The sequence below is a fragment of the Microvirga sp. 2YAF29 genome, from assembly GCF_052114605.1.
GTDB lineage: Bacteria > Pseudomonadota > Alphaproteobacteria > Rhizobiales > Beijerinckiaceae > Microvirga.
This window is the reverse complement of the sequence record NZ_JBFRFB010000004.1, coordinates 246,645-263,706: the sequence shown is the minus strand read 5'-3', so window position 1 is coordinate 263,706 and position 17,062 is coordinate 246,645. Positions and strand designations below refer to the sequence as shown.

At 61.4% G+C, this 17,062-nt stretch carries 16 protein-coding genes; 3 read left to right on the top strand and 13 right to left on the bottom strand.

Annotation, left to right across the window (positions count from 1 at the left end; genetic code table 11):
- Positions 1-5 precede the first annotated feature (5 nt).
- Positions 6-317: a hypothetical protein gene (locus tag AB4Y85_RS07590; RefSeq protein WP_441984267.1), complete on the bottom strand. Its 312-nt coding sequence runs from the start codon at positions 315-317 to the stop codon at positions 6-8.
- A gap of 146 nt (positions 318-463) precedes the next feature.
- Entirely contained in the window at positions 464-631 is a 168-nt protein-coding gene (locus AB4Y85_RS07585) for a hypothetical protein (protein WP_441984266.1), read from the bottom strand.
- Positions 632-993: 362 nt separating this feature from the next.
- Between AB4Y85_RS07585 and AB4Y85_RS07580 the strand changes: the two genes are divergently transcribed.
- Positions 994-1,212, top strand: a complete 219-nt coding sequence (locus AB4Y85_RS07580) for a hypothetical protein (protein WP_441984265.1) — start codon at positions 994-996, stop codon at positions 1,210-1,212.
- A 48-nt stretch (positions 1,213-1,260) separates the two neighbouring features.
- Here AB4Y85_RS07580 and AB4Y85_RS07575 read toward each other — a convergent pair whose 3' ends face one another.
- From AB4Y85_RS07575 to AB4Y85_RS07555, 5 genes are all read right to left on the bottom strand, one after another.
- Complete coding sequence (locus AB4Y85_RS07575; protein WP_441984264.1) at positions 1,261-3,846, bottom strand: sensor domain-containing protein; 2,586 nt, start codon at positions 3,844-3,846, stop codon at positions 1,261-1,263.
- A 264-nt stretch (positions 3,847-4,110) separates the two neighbouring features.
- On the bottom strand, positions 4,111-4,818 hold the full coding sequence (locus AB4Y85_RS07570) for an outer membrane protein (RefSeq protein ID WP_441984263.1): 708 nt from the start codon (positions 4,816-4,818) through the stop codon (positions 4,111-4,113).
- A 290-nt stretch (positions 4,819-5,108) separates the two neighbouring features.
- A complete protein-coding gene (locus tag AB4Y85_RS07565; protein ID WP_441984262.1) occupies positions 5,109-5,549 on the bottom strand; it encodes an NUDIX hydrolase in 441 nt (146 codons plus the stop codon).
- 41 nt (positions 5,550-5,590) lie between these two features.
- Complete coding sequence (locus tag AB4Y85_RS07560) at positions 5,591-6,091, bottom strand: phasin family protein (protein ID WP_441984261.1); 501 nt, start codon at positions 6,089-6,091, stop codon at positions 5,591-5,593.
- Positions 6,092-6,119: 28 nt separating this feature from the next.
- Positions 6,120-6,500 (bottom strand): phasin, encoded by a 381-nt coding sequence (locus tag AB4Y85_RS07555; protein WP_441984260.1) that lies wholly within the window; start codon positions 6,498-6,500, stop codon positions 6,120-6,122.
- 202 nt (positions 6,501-6,702) lie between these two features.
- On the opposite strand from AB4Y85_RS07555, the gene AB4Y85_RS07550 reads away from it, so the two are divergent.
- Positions 6,703-9,546 (top strand): PAS domain-containing sensor histidine kinase, encoded by a 2,844-nt coding sequence (locus AB4Y85_RS07550; RefSeq protein ID WP_441984259.1) that lies wholly within the window; start codon positions 6,703-6,705, stop codon positions 9,544-9,546.
- Positions 9,547-9,633: 87 nt separating this feature from the next.
- The gene (locus tag AB4Y85_RS07545; protein ID WP_441984258.1) at positions 9,634-12,357 is read left to right on the top strand and encodes a bifunctional acetate--CoA ligase family protein/GNAT family N-acetyltransferase; all 2,724 of its coding nucleotides are present in this window, start codon (positions 9,634-9,636) and stop codon (positions 12,355-12,357) included.
- A gap of 61 nt (positions 12,358-12,418) precedes the next feature.
- Here AB4Y85_RS07545 and bfr read toward each other — a convergent pair whose 3' ends face one another.
- From bfr to AB4Y85_RS07515, 6 genes are all read right to left on the bottom strand, one after another.
- Positions 12,419-12,904, bottom strand: coding sequence for a bacterioferritin (gene bfr, locus AB4Y85_RS07540; protein WP_441984339.1), 486 nt, complete (start codon positions 12,902-12,904; stop codon positions 12,419-12,421).
- Between the two features lie 81 nt (positions 12,905-12,985).
- Positions 12,986-13,243 carry a (2Fe-2S)-binding protein gene (locus AB4Y85_RS07535; protein WP_441984257.1) on the bottom strand — a complete coding sequence of 86 codons (258 nt, stop codon included), beginning with the start codon at positions 13,241-13,243 and terminating at the stop codon, positions 12,986-12,988.
- A 117-nt stretch (positions 13,244-13,360) separates the two neighbouring features.
- A complete protein-coding gene (locus AB4Y85_RS07530; RefSeq protein ID WP_441984256.1) occupies positions 13,361-13,930 on the bottom strand; it encodes a putative glycolipid-binding domain-containing protein in 570 nt (189 codons plus the stop codon).
- A 72-nt stretch (positions 13,931-14,002) separates the two neighbouring features.
- On the bottom strand, positions 14,003-14,674 hold the full coding sequence (locus tag AB4Y85_RS07525; protein ID WP_441984255.1) for a LutC/YkgG family protein: 672 nt from the start codon (positions 14,672-14,674) through the stop codon (positions 14,003-14,005).
- Positions 14,671-16,104, bottom strand: a complete 1,434-nt coding sequence (locus AB4Y85_RS07520; RefSeq protein WP_441984254.1) for a LutB/LldF family L-lactate oxidation iron-sulfur protein — start codon at positions 16,102-16,104, stop codon at positions 14,671-14,673. The genes AB4Y85_RS07525 and AB4Y85_RS07520 overlap by 4 nt, the downstream gene beginning before the upstream one ends.
- Positions 16,101-16,892, bottom strand: a complete 792-nt coding sequence (locus AB4Y85_RS07515; protein WP_441984253.1) for a (Fe-S)-binding protein — start codon at positions 16,890-16,892, stop codon at positions 16,101-16,103. Before AB4Y85_RS07515 ends, AB4Y85_RS07520 begins: the two co-directional genes overlap by 4 nt.
- Positions 16,893-17,062 lie beyond the last annotated feature (170 nt).

The following is a 17,062-nucleotide window of genomic DNA, read 5'->3' as shown; positions in this document are numbered from 1 at the left end:
GCGGATCAGCGTGAAGCCGACATGCCTGCGGCTTCAGGAACAGGGCTCTTCGTCAGCATCATCTGGTTATCACTGCGGCTGCAGGAGACAGTGACGAAGCCGTCGGAGGCTGGAATGCGGACAGTTGTCTGATCGCTGGTATCGACAAGGCGCACCGGCTGCTCGTCGATCTCGCCGGAAGCCTCGGCGATAATGGCAAGGCAATCGGCATAAGGCATGGATGCGATGCGCGTATTGGCTTCCTGTGCATGAACAGCCGCGCTCAAGGACAGGATTCCCAAAGCGCCGGAGATGATGGAAACAAATGTGAGTCGCATCGATCGTCCTCCTAACGCTCGGAAGATCAGCACGACCGAGGCTTTATCGCTGTGTCCTATCACACAAGGCATGAACGTTCCCCTATCGCAGGACGTTCCTGACAGGATTGTCGCAGGGAAGGCTACCTTGTTCACAGCAAGAAAGCTTAGCCGCTCGACTCCTTTAGGCGAGCCGACACCTCACGCCCGCGGCGCTCCGCCTGCTCCAATGCCTCCGCGATGACACGCAGGCTCTCGGAGGCGGCACCGGTCTTGGCAGCATGCATCCGTGCCAGAATTTTTTCAGCTTCCGCTTCGTATTGCCTTTCCGGCATGAGCCATATCTCCCTTCAAGCTATGCCGATGAAACGGTGAGGCGAAGCTTCCGGTTCCTTTCCCCTCACGACTTCGCGAGAGTGCAGCATGCGGCGTCGTGAACTCCCCTCAAGCCTTGCCATTCCCGAGTGAGTGTAAGAAAGTTCCATTCGTGAGGTGGTGGCGATCTACTCGCGATTCGGCCCCTTCATAGGATCTATTCTTAACGTTTGTGTTTGAGTCCCATATTGCCGACGGCGGACTTTGCGCTCATCGCAGCGCAGCCGCGCCATTCCGCATTCAACATCCAGAGGCGTCCGTCTCGTTTTTTTGATTTTCGTGTTCAGCAATGATTCATCCCAAGACCGTCAGGGGTGGTCCCATGATGTTATCCGGACCTGATCCCTTGCAGGATGCCCTCGAACTCAGGGCGCAGATCCGGGGCCTCAAGGCCCTGCTCGATCTGCAGCGCTGGCAGATCGAGGTGCTCAACGAAAGGCTTTATTCCGCACAGCCCGGCGGCACCGCCGCAAGGCGGCTGCTGGCGCTCAAGCAGAGCGAGGAGCGGGAGAAACACCGGGTCGAAGTCGACAGAGACTGAAGCATCGGACCTAAAAGTGGATCCCGCTTGTAGGATCGATCCGATGCTCTAATGGTGCACGCTTGGGCTTTGATCGCGTGCCAGGGCGTGGTTCCGCTCGAAGAGACCGAAGCGCGTGCCGTTCCAAGTAGAGATCAGATCGGGAATATTCTTGCCGGGAACAGCCCGTCCGAACAGGAAGCCCTGGCCCAGATCGCATCCCTGGCTGCGCAAGAAGGCCGCTTGAACCGATGTCTCCACGCCCTCGGCGACCGTGGTAATTCCGAGATTGCGTCCGAGATTGAGCACCGCCTGCAGGATGGCCGTGTCATTGGAGTTACTCGCCAGATCATGGACGAAAGACCGGTCGATCTTGATGATGTCGACCGGAAACTGCTTCAGGTGAGACAGGGATGCATAGCCCGTGCCGAAATCATCGAGAGCGATCTTGACGCCTGCCTCGCTGAGCGTGCGCAGCGCCTTTTCCACGCCCTCGGATCCGTGCCCGAGGAAGACGGTTTCCGTAACCTCGAGTTCAAGGTGATCGGTCGGGATGTCGGCACTGCGCAGCCGCTCCAGAATCTGCTCGGCGAAGTCGCCCGCCCTGAATTCTGCCGCGGACGCATTGATGGCCACATGGCCGAAGGTGAGGCCGGATTGCAGCCAGCGGCGCATATCGGCGAAGACAATATCGTGCATCTGCCTGCTGAGGCCTATGGCGAGATGCGGATCCTCGAATGCGGCCAGGAGCTTTCCGGGAAGCTCGATGCCATTGCTTGGATTGCGCCAGCGCAGCAGCGCCTCGAAGCCTGCGAGACATCCGGAATCCAGGAGGACCTTAGGTTGATAGAAGGCCTCGATACTCCGATTGTCGATGGCCTCCCGCGCGTTGTTGCGCATCTGTGCCTTCTTCTGTGTCTCGGTGCGCATGGCAGGCTCGAACACCATCACCTTGCTTCGCCCGGTCATCTTGGCGGTCATGAGGGCGATGTCTGCCTGCTTCAGCAGATCGGCAGCCTCCTGCGCATGATCGGGCCATATGCAGACGCCGAAGCTCGCGCGGCAATCCAGAGCGCGGATTCCATAAGCGAGAGGTTTCTGGAGTTCTTCGAGGATCGGCAATACGACGGCATTCACCTCATCCTCGCTCATGACGTCCGGAAGAATGATGGCGAATTCATCGCCGCCATTACGGGCAATGATATCGGTGGGGCTAGCCAACTGGTTGAGCTTGGTCGCGACAGCTTGCAGAACGGCGTCGCCGGCCTCGTGGCCGATGGTGTCGTTGATTTCCTTCAGGTGGTCCACATCGAGAAGCACCAGCCCAACCTTGCGCCCCATGCTCGCGGATTGTTCGAGGGCTTGCGCGAGGCGGGCATGGAACAGCGCGCGGTTCGGCAGCTTCGTGAGAGAATCGTGGTGAGCGGTCCAGAGGATCTGTTCCTCCGCTTCCTTCTGAGCCGTGATGTCGCTGATGATGCCTTCGAGCGCAATGGGTTCCCCTGATGCGTGGTAGACTCCCTGTCCTCGATCGACGACCCAGCGGATCGTGCCGTTTCGGGTGATGATGCGGTAGACGATATCGTAGATGCGCCGCTTCTCCACCCCGTCCCGAACCATTTCCTCCACGAGCGTATGATCGTCGGGGTGAATCACGTCACCCCATGTGACCCTGTGCTCCTCGAAATCACTCACGGGATAACCGGTGAGAACCGCAGCGCCTTCACTGATGAGGGAGAAGGGCCAGGGCGTCTCCGTGCCGCACCTGTAGACGAGACCCGGCAGATTATCGATGAGCGTCGCAAGCTGGCGCCTGCTCTCGCGCAATTCCGCTTCCGCTCCCAGGCGCTCCTCTTCCGCGAGCTTGCGCTCGTGAACATCCTGCACGACCGTGATGATGGAAACGACCTCGCCTGTATCGTCGCGCACGAAAGACACATAGACCGCGCACCAGACGTACGATCCGTCGGGGCGCACATAACGTTTCTCGACCTGAAAGGGCGTACCTGTCCTCCGATTTTCCTGAACGGCGGCCATGTTCGACTCGATGTCGTCGGGATGCGTGAAGGCCTGCAGGGGCAGGCCGTCCAGTTCTTCACGGCTGCGCCCGACGATCTCACAATAACGGTCGTTGACCATCAGCACGCCGAAGTTCAGATCCCGGTGCAGAATGCCGACCATGGTCTGTCCGAAGACCGTGGCAAGCTGGCGCTCGCGGACCCGTAAGGCTTCCGCGGCATTCCTGCGGTCATTGATGTTGCGGAAGATGACGGTCAGCCCCGTATCGACGGGAACGGCGTGAACTTCGTACCATGCGGACAAGGGTTCGAAGTAGGCCTCGAAAACCTGCGGCTTCTTCTCGGTGACGGCCCGGCGATAATAATGCTCGAAGATGGAGTTCAGGGCTCTCGGGAAACTCTCCCATAGAGTCGAGCCGACAAGTGCGGTGTCGGCACCGAGTTCGCGCATGGCCCGCTCGTTGGCATAGATGAAGCGCCACTGCTCATCGAGAAAGAACACGCAATCCGTCGCGCCTTCGACAAAGGCTTGAACATGGCGGAGCGTAGGGGAATAGGCGCAGTCCGCGTTGGCACGCGATGGTTGGCGAATGCCGAGGGAGAGGCGATGCAGCCAGGAGCGGCCCCAATTACGCATTACTGCACTCGTTGTTATGACCGCGGATAATCTCCGCAGCCTCGTTCTTGCTTGGTCAGGTCCAGCGTTCTGTAAAGTCGTCGCAATGAATGACGATAGGATAGGAAAGTATGGTGACCGCTTTACGCGAAAATCAAGCGGAACTTGCCATCACACTTCGATAAATGTGCCAAGATATGAAGTAACGTTTGAGAAGTAGCTTGAGATACAAACGAAAAAGCCCGGCTGGTGAGCCGGGCTTTCGAGGTTGTCTATCGAGGTCGATCAGTTGAACTTGTAGTTTACACCGGCGCGGATCACGCCGAATTCCGTGTCGCGGCGAACGTTGATACGGTCGGCGAGGGCGTAGTTGTCCTTCGTGTCGAGGTTCACGTAGAGTCCTTCGACCTTCGCGGTGAAGTTGTCGGTCACGGCATATTCCATGCCGCCGCCGACGGTCCAGCCGCCGTTGGTGTCATTGCTGCGGTGATTGCCGAGCACGGTGTCGAGGCCCTTGTTGCCGCCGATGTCGCCATAGGCAAAGCCGGCGGTGCCGAACACGAGAGCGCGGTCGAAAGCCACACCGGCGCGGGCGCGGATCGTGCCGAAATAGCCGTCCGAGTCACCGGCGTAGTAGGTGTTGCCGTAGGACGAGCCCTTGTTGCCGACAGCGGCATACTGGATGTCGGTCTCGGCGCCGACCACGAACATGCCCATCTGATAGTTGTAGCCGGCCTGGGCGCCGCCGATGAAGCCGCCCTTGCTGCTGCCGCCAGCCACGCCGAAGGCGGGGTCGTAGTAGCGGCTCGTGCCCGAGCTCCAGCCATAACCGGCGTTCACACCAGCGTAGAAGCCGCTCCAGGTGAAGATCGGCATGGCGTTATAGGCCGGGGCAGGCGAGTAGCGGGACGGCAGGTCGGCAGCGTGAGCGGTCGAAGCGGCAATCGCGAGAGCGGCGGTTGCGGCAAGCAGTCCGAAAGCAGAGGTACGCATTACATAAATTCCCTTGTTGGACGCGAATGATGGTAGGCATTTATTGCCTGTGCGATCAGTAATAAAGGCCAATGTGAGGTAATTGCAATATGATTACGGTTGATCGTTGTCTTTATGATTGACGATTTATGAACGTTTACTTTTCATCAACCATGATAGGGCGCTGTCATTGACGCCGCTTTCTTGATGGTGTGCAGATGGTCCCATCAATTTGGCCTTGCGGCACAAAGTTAGAGACAAACTTCAACCCTGCCTTTCGCGAGGCAGGGTTTTTTCTTACTCAGCGCCAATCAGCCGATTATCGCCTCGGCGCGACGGGCAATCGCATCCACATCGGCACTCATCGGAAGCGCCTCGGGACGAAGACCATCGAGCGCGAACCAGCCTGCTTCGAGCGCATCATCCGCGGCGACGGGCTCGCCGGAAAGCCAACGGCAGAGAACCGCGATCAGGATGTAATGCTGCGTGACCGCGCCGTCCTCGGCGCGCACCACGATGTCGAGGGTCGTGATGATGCTCCGGGCCTCGGCCTCGACACCGGTTTCCTCCCGCAATTCACGGATAGCGGCCTCGTAAACCGTCTCGCCATATTCGATCTTGCCGCCCGGATAGCCCCAAAGCCCCGCATCCGGCGGGTTGGCGCGGCGCACGAGCAAGGCTCTGCCATTCTCGATGACGACGGCGATCACGGCCGGAACAGGGGAGGGCGCATGAAAAAAGGCTTGGCTCATGGAGCCAAGCCTTATCGCATATCGGTCGATCCCGACAGGGATCAGCGCGGACGATGGAGCGCGGATCGAAGCGGTTCGAAGCTCTTCGTCATCCAATGCGCTGTGGTTTCGGCGATGTCCTTCCACTGCGCGGAAGCGGTTTCGAAAACATCCCGGGCGGCCTGCGTCTGTGTCTTGAGGGCCGTCTGCAGGTCCTTGTTGTCGAGAGCGGTGCGCCACAACTCGATGGCCGCATGGCCCTGGCTGTGCAACGCCTCGATGATCTTGCCGTTCACTTCCAGGGCGCCCTTGGCCGAGACGGTCGCGGATTCGCGCATGGCATGGCGGAAAGCATCGCCCTGGCTGCGAACGGTGGAGAACGCCTCTTCGGCCTTCTTCACCGTTTCGACGATCACAGGAGCGGGGAGAGTTGCGGTCGGGGCCACGGGCGTTGCCTCGATCACTTCCACATTTTCTGCAACCGGTGCTGCCGCCAGTTCGACGAGATCAGCCTTGGGAGCGCTTTTCGGGCTCCGGGTTCTGGTCTTCTTCACTTCCGCCATGGGGACGTCCTTTCGGAAGGTTTCAGAATTACTTCTTCGACGTGGGCTGCTTCATCGCCGACTGGGCGAGGGAGCCGAATTCCTTCATCTGGGTCTGCATCGCCTCGAATTGCGAGCGGACGAACTCGGCCTGGATCTGCATGGCCTCCTGCATGTCCTTCGCGCGCACCATGCGCTGGGCGAGGTCGAAGGCGGCCGTGAGGTTCTGCTCGGCATAAGTGAAGGTCTTGCGGGTGGCATCCGTGGCGCTGGCCTGAACCGTGTTGGCTGAGCCTTCGAAGGTACTCACCGTCTTCTGGGCGGCACTCATGAAGCCGTCGATGGCCTTGCGGGCCTGCTCGACGCTTTTCTCGGCGAAGTCGCGCATCTCGGCAGGAACTTCGTAGTTCTGGTTCGGGTTCGTCGCCATGTCTCACTCCTCTCAAGGTTGGTATTTGTGCAGTGCAATATCACATTGTGCAGTGCAAAATCAACAGGCTTTTGCTGCTTTCATTAAGGTTACCTCGAAGTAAAAGGATTCAAGACCTCCATGCCTCATGCCACCTTGCCAACAATAGTCTAAAACCTCTTCAATAAGATGACTCCCAAAAGAGGTGAAGGCGAGGCTTTCCATGATCCGGGCTCCGGACCAGTACGAGGCGATGATAGAGCGGCTTGCCGCTGAACCCGGCTTGGGCGTGATGGCTCAGCCGGGCGCTGTTGTCTTGGTATGGGACCGGGCCATCGACAGGCTGCTCTGGGCTTCCCCTGCCGCGCACGGTCTTCGGGATGCTTTGACGATCGAGGCCGGGTGGGTCACGTCGGATTTGCGGGCGAAGGACCGCCTGAGGGACCTGGCGGCCGGCGCTGCACCGGCTGAGGGTGCTCGTACCGAGCGGCTGCGCATCAATCCCGTCCGGCCATGGCAATCCATCGCCTGCCTCTGCCGCATCGCTAAGCTCGACAATGGCGAAACCGTTCTGGTGACAGCAGTCACAGGTTCTATCCCAAAGCTTCCAGCCCGGCAGAACGAGGCCCTCCAACAGGCCGTGCAGCCTGAGCCTGCCCCCCAGTCGATCGATGGGGCGGAGGCGGCTCAGGAAAAGCCGCGCGGGCCGATCCGTTTCATCTGGCAGGCGGATGCCGGGATGCGCTTCACCCAAATTTCAGCGGGCCTTGCCCAGGCGGTCGGTAATCGCACCGGCGACGTCGTCGGCCGGACATGGGATGAGCTCACCCGTTCCATCGTCCATGACCCTGAGGACAGCATAGCGGCTCTCACCGAACGAGGGGAGACCTGGAGCGGACGGACGGTTTTCTGGGCCTTGGAAGATGCTTCTCAGGAAGTGCCCGTGGATCTCGCCGGCATGGCTGTGTTCGGGGCTGATCGAGAGATCATCGGCTATCGCGGCTTCGGCCTTCTGCGGATGGATGACCTGCGCAAACGGGACGTTCCTTCTGAGAACCCCGTAGAGCTACAGCAGGAAGTCGAGGAAGAATTCTTCCAAGACGACATTGAGAAAGTCTCGGAGGATGTGGAGATGCCACCGGCATCGGCGGTCGATCCCGATGTCGAGGCTTTCCTGACGGATGCTGCCCTGCCTTTCGCTCCGCCCGAGGAGGCGCAGGCCGAGGAGCCCGCTCTCGCGGAAGAAGAAAACTGGTTCGCAAACCTGCGCGACCGCGTGTCGGAAGCTCTCTCGACCACGAAGCCTCCGGGGGCGACTGCGCCACGGGCTCCCAGCGAGGAAGATACCCAGCCGGCCAAGATCGAGGCACCGGCTTCGAGCCTCTCCAATGCCGAGCGTCACGCCTTTCGCGAAATCGCTCGCGCCCTCGGCGCACGCCTGGAGAGCGAGGAGAAGCCTCAGGCCTCACCCGCCGCTCCCGCTTCCAGCGCTGCGGAGGAGCAACCAGCCAGCATCCTCCAGCCCGTTTCGCAGATGTCCCTGCCTCGGGCGGAAGAGTTCACGATCCTGCCTGGAGCGCATGTCGAGCAGGCTGAGGAGGTGGCGCCGGAGCCGCACGCCTCCGACGACCGGGTTCTCGACAGATTGCCCATCGGCATCCTCGTGCATCGCGGCGAGCGTATCCTGTTCGCGAACCGCTTCCTTCTCGATCTCACGGGTTATGCCGGTGCCGACCAGCTCGCCAATGAGGGCGGTCTGGTCCAGCTGTTCCGGGATTCGCCCGCGCTCACTGGATCGGATGAGGACGATACCGGCCTCTCGCTTACGATGCGAATAGGCGACACCATCGCCGTTACCGTGCGTACGACGGAAACAGAATGGGAGGACGAAACCGCACAGCTGATGCTCATTCGCCGGGCACTCAGCCAGGAAGCGGCGCAACGCACCCGCGACAGCCGCGTGCTGGAGTTGGAAGCCATTCTCGATACCGCAACGGATGGCGTGATCCTGTTCGATGAAGCGGGTCGCATCCTCTCGCTCAACCGCTCGGCGGAAGCACTTTTCGGATATCATCAGCGCGAGGTCGTCGGCAGCGCCATCACGGTGCTGTTGGCGCCCGAGAGCCATATGATGGCGCTCGATTATCTCGAAGGCCTGCGCTCGCCGGGAGTGGCGAGCCTGCTCAATGACGGACGCGAGGTTCTGGGCCGCGAGCGGCAGGGCGGCACTATCCCGCTCTTCATGACCATGGGCTCCGTGAGTGACGGCGCGAACCGCAAGTTCTGCGCGGTCCTGCGCGACATGACCACCTTTAAGAAGGCGGAAGGCGAACTCGTCGGCGCCAAGCGCGCGGCGGAAGAGGCGAGCGCGCAGAAATCGGATCTTCTCGCCAAGATCAGCCATGAGATCCGCACGCCCCTCAACGCGATCCTCGGTTTCGCCGAGGTGATGCTGGAGGAGCGCTTCGGCCCCATCGGCAATGATCGTTACAAGGAATACCTGCGCGACGTTCACGCTTCCGGCTCCCATGTGATCAGCCTCGTCAACGATCTTCTCGATCTCGCGAAGGTCGAGGCGGGCCGTCTGGAGCTGTCCTTTACGGGCGTGAACCTGAACGATCTCGTCTCGTCCTGCGTCACGCTGCTTCAGCCGCAGGCGGCGCGTGACCGCATCGTGATGCGCATGAGCTTCGCGCCCAAGCTGCCGCCGGTGGTGGCCGATGAGCGGTCCGTGCGTCAGATCGTGCTCAACCTCGTGTCTAACGCCATCAAGTTTACCGATGCCGGCGGACAGGTGATCGTCTCGACGGCGATGACCGATCGCGGCGAGGTCACTTTCCGTGTGCGCGACACAGGCATCGGCATGACGGAGAGCGAGATCGTGGCTGCCCTCGAACCGTTCCGTCAGGTCGCCACTTCCCGCAAGCCTGGCGGCACCGGCCTCGGCCTGCCGTTGACCAAGGCGCTCGTCGAAGCGAACCGGGGCGCCCTGCAGATCGCGAGCAACCCGGACGAGGGCACCCTCGTCGAGGTGATCTTCCCGCCCACCCGCGTGCTGGCCGATTAGGTTCGGCAATCTCCGGAGTTTGATCCCAGACGGATCGGCGCTAGCTTGAAGCTGTGTTGCACCCTCCCGCGAGACGAAGGACCGCTCATGTCTACCTATCGCCTCGATAAGCTGTTCTCGCCTAGGTCCATCGCGGTCGTGGGGGCAAGCCCACGTCCGGGTTCGCTCGGCCTTACCTTCCTGAAAAACCTGGTCGAGGGTGGCTTTGCAGGCATGCTCTACCCCGTCAATCCGCACCACACGGAAATCAAAGGGCGGCCCTGCTACGCTTCCATCGCCACGCTTCCGGAAACTCCCGACCTTGTGATCGTCGCAGTGCCGCCTAACAGGGTGTTGCATGTCATCGAGGAGGCCGGCGAACGGGGTGTCTCGGCGGCCATCATCGCGACGGCAGGACTCGGTTATGGACCAGAGAGCCAATCAGAGGAAGTCAGGCTCTCCGCGAGGCAGCATGGATTGCGCATCGTCGGTCCCAACTGCATCGGCGTGCTCGCACCCCGCGCGAGGATGAATGCGAGCTTTGCGGCGCATCATGCCAAGCCCGGCGATCTTGCTCTCATTTCTCAATCCGGCGCGGTCGCGGTGGGACTTGTCGAATGGGCGGCGCAGCGTCAGGTGGGTTTTTCGGCCATCGTGTCGCTCGGCGACAAGGTCGACGTGGATTTCAGCGATTGCCTCGACTTCTTTTCCGCCGATGCGGGTACGCGTGCGATTCTGCTTTACATCGAGTCCATCGACAACGCGAAGAAGTTCATGTCGGCGGCGCGCGCCGCCGCGCGCATCAAGCCGGTCGTGGTGATCAAAGCTGGCCGTCATGCGTTAGGGGCCAAGGCTGCGGCGACCCACACAGGCGCTCTCGCGGGGTCCGATGCCGTTTATGACGCCGCCTTCCGGCGCGCCGGGTTGCTGCGCGTGCTCGATCTGGACCAGCTCTTCTCCGCTGCCGAGACGCTTGGGCGCCAAAAGCCATTTCCCGGCTCTCGCCTTGCGGTTCTCACCAATGGCGGCGGCATCGGTGTGCTCGCCACCGACAGGCTGATGGATCTGGGCGGGACGCTCGCGACGATCTCTGACGCGACACTGGAAAAATTGAATGCGATCCTGCCGCCCACATGGTCCCGCGCGAATCCGGTGGACATCATCGGCGATGCTGATCCGGCCCGTTACGCGGGCGCGCTCGAAACGCTGCTTGAGGATCGCGAGAACGACGCGGTCCTGATCCTCAGCGTGCCTACCGCCGTGGCGGGTGCAACCGATGTAGCGAAAGCCGTCACAGAAGTGATCAAGCGCGAACGCGCGAAGGGGCTGCGGCAGAAGCCGGTCTTTGCCGCATGGATCGGCGAGGACCCGGATTCCGCGCGCGTTTTCGAACAGGCGCGCATTCCGCATTTCGCCAATGAAGCCGATGCGGTGCGCGGCTTTCTTCAGCTCGTGCGCTATCGCGAGGCGCAGGACGAGCTGATGGAAACGCCGGACAGCCTGCCTCACGATTTCGCGCCTGATACGGAAGCGGCCCGCGCCATCATCAGTGGGGTGCTGGCGCAGAACCGCCGCTGGCTCAATCCGCTCGAAGTGGATGGCCTGCTCAAGGCCTACGACATTCCCACCGCTCCGGTCTTCCTTGCCAAGACGCCCGACGAAGCTGCTGCTGCCGCAAAGCCCTTGCTGGAGGAGGGCGGAACGGTCGCGGTGAAAGTCCTCTCTCCCGACATCGTACATAAATCCGATATCGGCGGCGTGCAGCTCGACCTTACGACCGAGGCCGCCGTCCGCAAAGCCGCTGTCGAAATCTTCGAGCGCGCTGCCCGCTTGCGTCCGCAGGCGACGGTTACCGGCGTGACCGTGCAGCCCATGGTGCGGCGCGCGAAGGCGCGCGAGCTGATCGTCGGCTTGGCTGACGATCCGTCCTTCGGGCCCGTCGTGCTGTTCGGACGCGGCGGCACGGCGGTCGAGGTCATCAACGACAAGGCTCTCGCTTTGCCGCCGCTCGATCTCAAGCTGGCGGACGACCTGATCGCACGCACCCGCGTCTCGCGTCGCCTGAAAGCCTATCGCGATGTTCCCGCAGCCGATGAGCGCGCCATCGCGCTGACTCTCGTGAAGCTCGCGCAGCTTGCCGCCGATCTGCCCGAGGTGCGCGAAATCGATATCAATCCGCTGCTGGCCGATCACACCGGCGTCATCGCCGTCGATGCACGTGTGGTTGTCGCGCCGGAAACGCGCAAGGGCGCGGGCCATCCGCGCTTCGCGGTTCGCCCTTATCCGAAGGAATGGGAGCGTACGATCAAGTTGCGCAATGGCCGCACGGCCTTTGTGCGTCCCGTGCGTCCGGAGGATGAAGAGGCTTTCAGAAGCTTCTTCGAAAAGATCACGCCGGAGGACCTACGCCTGCGCTTCTTCGCGCCCGTGCGCGACTTCAGCCACACTTTCCTCGCGAGGCTCACGCAACTCGATTACGCACGTGCCATCGCCTTCGTCGCATTCGATGAGGAAACCGGAGAGATGATGGGCGCCGTGCGCGTGCATGCGGACGCCAACCACGAGACCGGCGAATACGGCATCCTCCTGCGCTCCGACCTGAAGGGCTTAGGACTCGGTTGGACGCTGATGAAGCTCATGGTCGAATGGGCGAAGGTGGAGGGCCTGCACGAGATCGAGGGGCAGGTTTTACGCGAGAACACGACCATGCTCGACATGTGCCGCGATCTCGGCTTCTCCATTCGCATCGATCCGGACGATCATGAGCTGCGGATCGTGACGCTGCCAATCGCGGCGATCGATGAGCCGGGAAAGCTCGCGGAGCCGGCCTGAAACACGACGGGCGACGAATGCAACCGCATCCGCCACCCGTGGAACAAGAATTTCGTGAAGCTCAGTGGCCTTCGTCGAGGCCGCCGATATGCTTCTGTGCGTAAAGCTCAATGCCGACTTGCTCGACGAGGTTGAGCTGGGTCTCGAGGAAGTCGATATGGCCTTCCTCGTCCGCCATCAGCTCCTCGAAGAGTTTCTTGGAGACACGGTCGCCGATGCTGTCGCAATAGGCGGCAGCTTCACCGTAGAGATTGCGGGCATCGTATTCAGCGGCGAGGTCGGCATCCAGAATCTCCTGGATGTTCTGGCCAATGCGCAGCGGGTCGAGCACTTGCAGATTGGCGAAACCGTCTAGGAAGATGATGCGCTCGATGAAGCGATCCGCGTGGTGCATCTCTTCGATGGATTCCTTGCGCCACTGCTTGGCGAGTTCCTTGTAACCCCAATCGTCAAGCAATCGGTAATGGAGCCAGTACTGATTGACCGCCGTCAGCTCGCTGCGCAGGCCGCGATTGAGATACTCGATAACCTTCGGATCGCCCTTCATCATACCCTCACGTCAAGTCGGCGCCGGGAAGCGCCGTGTCTTCTTTAGAGGATTTATGAACTAGAGGGAAAGCCCCTTTATTCAAAGGGTAGGTTCTGCGGCTGCTTTCTCGAAGGAGGCGGGGCAGCAACCGCGCTGGCAGGCGGCGATAGGCTCGACACCTGCATCGAGCAGAGCCTTGTCCATGATGTCCCTGATCGTACGGGCACAACGCCCGCAATTAGGGCTGCAACCGAGGCACCGATAGACCTGCGCCGGGGTGCGCGGGCATTCGGGACCGGGCTTCAGGCACGCTTTCACATCGCCGTCGGAGAGGATGTTGCAGGAGCAGACGATCATCGGGAATCTAGTTTAGAATGATTAAAAACTACTTGTGATATCAGATACTTAGCCCGAATATCCGGTGAGCGCCAGTGCTTTCGGGCGCGCCGAGTTGTCACGCTGATAAATTATCCGTCAGCCGAGGCGCCTGAACAATCCAGGATAATCCCGTACGAACCCATCTTCATCGACCGGCAGGTCCGCCGTGAAGCCGTTGTCCAGGCTCTCGAAACGGTAGAAGGAGGGGCCGAGCGCCATATAGCGCTGCTCCGCGACCGAGACTGTCAGTTCGGGCAAGTCGATGTAACACAGGCGCAGTTCGAGGCTTTTGCCCTCCTTGAGGTCGAGACGGCGGATCGGCAGGGTGTTCGTCAGCGGGGTCGCCTGGATATCGATGTCGATGCAGCCCTGAAGATCGGGCCGTGCGGCGCCATCCACATGCCAATGTCCCTGACCATCGCTTTCCAGATGCAACATCTGGCCCGACGTGGTGCGAAGATGCGCCTCACGGGTATGCCAGGTCGCATCGAGCCTTATCCGGTAGGTGAGCCCGAAACGGGCCTCATCCCCCACGCCGATCACGACGCCCGAAAGGTCGAGGCCGCCATCGGCGGGCCTCACGTCCATATGCTCCATGCCGGCATCGCAGCCTTCCCAGGCCGACCAGCGGATGGTGCGGAAGATCAGGTTCGACAGCGGCATCATCGAGCCTCGCAAAACGTTTTCACGCTTGCCTCATATTCTGGGCAAACCTGAGCCATTGTCGAGGTCGAGCCTTCAGTCTCGCACGACCATCACATGCAATCGGCGCGGTCCGTGGGCGCCGAGCAGGAGTGTCTGCTCGATATCGCCCGAGCGAGACGGACCGGTGATGAAGTTCACCGTTCGCGGCATGGAGCCCTTGCCGAAGGCGAAACGCACCCGGTTCCAAACGGATTCGTAATCGCCCGCGATGTCCTTGGCCGAGACGACGATGATGTGGTTGTCAGGCAGAAAGTTGAGGGTGGAAGGATTCTCCTCACCGGAGACCATGGCGAGCGTGCCGGTCTCGGCCACGCCGCCGAAGGCGTAGCTCACCGCATTGAGATCGCGTCCTTCGCTCGGCCCATGCGAGATTTCGAGAGTCGTATCGGCCCAAGGCATCGCCTTGAGGCGCAGGTCGTCGCCCATGCGCAGCGTTGCCGGCAGGTTGTGGTTGCGCAGAAAGAGGGCAATGGATTGCGGCACGTCGGCCGCGGAGGCCACCTCCGTCACAGTCGCAAGCGAGGCTTCCGCCTGAACCTTGAACAAGGCTATCCGCTCATCACCCGAAACCTGGCCGCGTTTGGGGATCACGCCTTTCGGCGCGCGCTCCAGCCGATCCTGCACGATCTGGCTGCGGATGGTCTCGCCGCCTTTCACGCCGAGCGAGCGGCGGATGTTGCCGATAATGTCGTCGCGGGCGCTCATGCTTTCCGTCCTTTGCGCTCGCGCTGCCAGCGCGCCTGGAACGTCTCGCCCTGCGGGGCTGGGAAGTCGCGATACTTGGTCCAGCCTTTCGACAGCGGCAGCCATGAGAAGCGTCCGCGATGGCGACCGGCAAAGCCGAGCGTTGCCATCGCGGCGCGGGTGGCAAGCCGATAGAGCGCTGGGCGTTTCGCGAAGAAGCTCCAGAGGTTCAGGCCGGAGCGCACGGTCGCGGGCGTGAGGTGACGCTCATATTCCCGCTCGCGCCAATGGCGCATAAGCTTCGGCAGCGGAATGCGCACGGGGCATACGCTCTCGCAACGTCCACAGAAGGTTGAGGCGTTAGGCAAATGGCCCGCCTTGTCGATGCCGATCAGGGAGGGCGTGAGCACCGCGCCCATGGGGCCGGGATAGACCCAGCCATAGGCGTGCCCGCCGACCGCGTGATAGACCGGGCAATGGTTCATGCAGGCGCCGCAGCGGATGCAGCGCAGCATTTCCTCGAAGCTCGTGCCGAGCATGGAGGAGCGCCCGTTATCGATGAGAACCACGTGATAGTTTTCGGGGCCGTCCGCATCGCCGGCGCGGCGCGGGCCGGTTGAGAATGTGGTGTAGACCGACATTTCCTGGCCCGTCGCGGAACGAGCGAGCACGCGCAGAAGCTGGCTTGCGTCTTCGAGCGTCGGCACCAGCTTCTCGAGGGAAGCGAGCACGATATGGGTCTTGGGCAGGATCTGCGTGAGATCGCCGTTGCCCTCGTTGGTCACGATGATGGAGGTGCCGGTTTCCGCCACGAGGAAGTTCGCGCCGGTGATGCCCACATCTGCGGCGAGGAAGCGCTCCCGCAGAACGGCGCGCGCTTCTGTCAGCAACTGCACCGGTTCGGAGAGATCGCGCTTGGCATCGAGATGGGTATGGACGCGCCGGAAATCCTGCTCCACCTGCGTGGCGTTGAGGTGAACGGCGGGCGCGATGATGTGGCTCGGCAGCTCGTTGCGCAGCTGAATGATGTATTCGCCGAGATCGGTCTCGACCGGCGTGATGCCGTTCGCCTGAAGATAGTGATTGACCCCGATTTCCTCGGAGATCATCGACTTGCCCTTGGTGACGGTCTTCGCGTTCGCCTCGCGGCAGATGTCGAGCACGATCTTGCACGCCTCGTCCGCGTTGCGGGCGAAATGCACATGCCCGCCGGAGGCCTTCACCTTCTCCTCATAAGCCTCGAGATAGAGGTCGAGATGTTCGAGCGTATGGTTCTTGATATCCCGCGCGGCGTCGCGCAAGGCCTCGAATTCCGGCAGCTTGTCGGCGGCGGCCTGGCGCTTGTCGATGAAGCCCTGCTTCACATTTCCGAGCGCCTTCTGCAACTGCGCATCGTCGAGCGCGCGCGCCGCGTTCTGCTTGAACTGGGGAGATGTGGAATGAACACTCATGACTGCTTTGCCGCCTGTGCCTTCACCATGCCGATGGGTGGCTCGTCCGTCATGCCTGCCAGCACTTCTGCCACATGGCGCACCTCGATCGGCTTGCCCTCGCGGCTCAAGCGTCCGGCCATGTTCATGAGGCAACCGAGATCGCCCGCGAGCAGGGTGTGGGTCTTAGCGTCTTCGACATTCTTCGTCTTGGCTTCCACGATGGCGCCGGAGATGTCGCTGTATTTTACAGCAAACGTTCCGCCGAACCCGCAGCAGACATCGCTGTCCTTCATCTCCACGAGGGTCAGGCCGTCGATGCTGGAGAGCAGCTTGCGCGGCTGACTCTTCACGCCGAGTTCGCGCAGGCCGGAGCAGGAATCGTGATAGGTTACTGCGCCGTCGAAGGAGGCATCGACCGCCGAGACGCCAAGCACGTCCACCAGAAAGCTCGTGAGCTCATGGGTTTTGCCCGCGAGCGAATCCGCTTTCATGCGCCAGTTCGGATCTTCCTCGAAGAGTTCCGGGTAATGCTTCCTGATCATGCCCGCGCATGAACCGGAAGGGGCGACCACGTAGTCATAGCCTTGAAAGGTCTCGATCATCCGCATCGCGAGATCGCGGGTGGTGCCCCGGTCGCCGGAATTATAGGCCGGCTGTCCGCAGCAGGTCTGCACGGGCGCTTCGACGATACACACAGCATCCTCCAGCAGCTTCACGGCCGCGAAGCCTACGGATGGGCGCATCAGATCGACGAGGCATGTCACGAAAAGACCGATGCGAGGGCGGCCGTTGCGTTCAGGATTCACGGGTAAAACCACTCCAAAGACTGGCTACACCATCATCGTTCTTTGGGATTGGTCAAGAGGACGAGGGGAGCGGTTCATCGACAACAGGCTCAAGGCCATGCACCGGAACAGAGGATGCGACAGAGCGGAAAGGTCTCCGGCTCATAACGATCTTATGTTTCATCACGCTG

What these genes read in the sequence shown, in the direction of transcription:
- AB4Y85_RS07525 (WP_441984255.1), bottom strand. Translation starts at nt 14,674, where the DNA reads ATGAGCGCCCGCGACGACATTATCGGCAACATCCGCCGCTCGCTCGGC.
- AB4Y85_RS07545 (WP_441984258.1), top strand. Translation starts at nt 9,634, where the DNA reads ATGTCTACCTATCGCCTCGATAAGCTGTTCTCGCCTAGGTCCATCGCG.
- AB4Y85_RS07575 (WP_441984264.1), bottom strand. Translation starts at nt 3,846, where the DNA reads ATGCGTAATTGGGGCCGCTCCTGGCTGCATCGCCTCTCCCTCGGCATT.
- AB4Y85_RS07580 (WP_441984265.1), top strand. Translation starts at nt 994, where the DNA reads ATGATGTTATCCGGACCTGATCCCTTGCAGGATGCCCTCGAACTCAGG.
- AB4Y85_RS07585 (WP_441984266.1), bottom strand. Translation starts at nt 631, where the DNA reads ATGCCGGAAAGGCAATACGAAGCGGAAGCTGAAAAAATTCTGGCACGG.
- AB4Y85_RS07570 (WP_441984263.1), bottom strand. Translation starts at nt 4,818, where the DNA reads ATGCGTACCTCTGCTTTCGGACTGCTTGCCGCAACCGCCGCTCTCGCG.
- AB4Y85_RS07565 (WP_441984262.1), bottom strand. Translation starts at nt 5,549, where the DNA reads ATGAGCCAAGCCTTTTTTCATGCGCCCTCCCCTGTTCCGGCCGTGATC.
- AB4Y85_RS07520 (WP_441984254.1), bottom strand. Translation starts at nt 16,104, where the DNA reads ATGAGTGTTCATTCCACATCTCCCCAGTTCAAGCAGAACGCGGCGCGC.
- AB4Y85_RS07555 (WP_441984260.1), bottom strand. Translation starts at nt 6,500, where the DNA reads ATGGCGACGAACCCGAACCAGAACTACGAAGTTCCTGCCGAGATGCGC.
- bfr (WP_441984339.1), bottom strand. Translation starts at nt 12,904, where the DNA reads ATGAAGGGCGATCCGAAGGTTATCGAGTATCTCAATCGCGGCCTGCGC.
- AB4Y85_RS07535 (WP_441984257.1), bottom strand. Translation starts at nt 13,243, where the DNA reads ATGATCGTCTGCTCCTGCAACATCCTCTCCGACGGCGATGTGAAAGCG.
- AB4Y85_RS07560 (WP_441984261.1), bottom strand. Translation starts at nt 6,091, where the DNA reads ATGGCGGAAGTGAAGAAGACCAGAACCCGGAGCCCGAAAAGCGCTCCC.
- AB4Y85_RS07550 (WP_441984259.1), top strand. Translation starts at nt 6,703, where the DNA reads ATGATCCGGGCTCCGGACCAGTACGAGGCGATGATAGAGCGGCTTGCC.
- AB4Y85_RS07530 (WP_441984256.1), bottom strand. Translation starts at nt 13,930, where the DNA reads ATGATGCCGCTGTCGAACCTGATCTTCCGCACCATCCGCTGGTCGGCC.
- AB4Y85_RS07590 (WP_441984267.1), bottom strand. Translation starts at nt 317, where the DNA reads ATGCGACTCACATTTGTTTCCATCATCTCCGGCGCTTTGGGAATCCTG.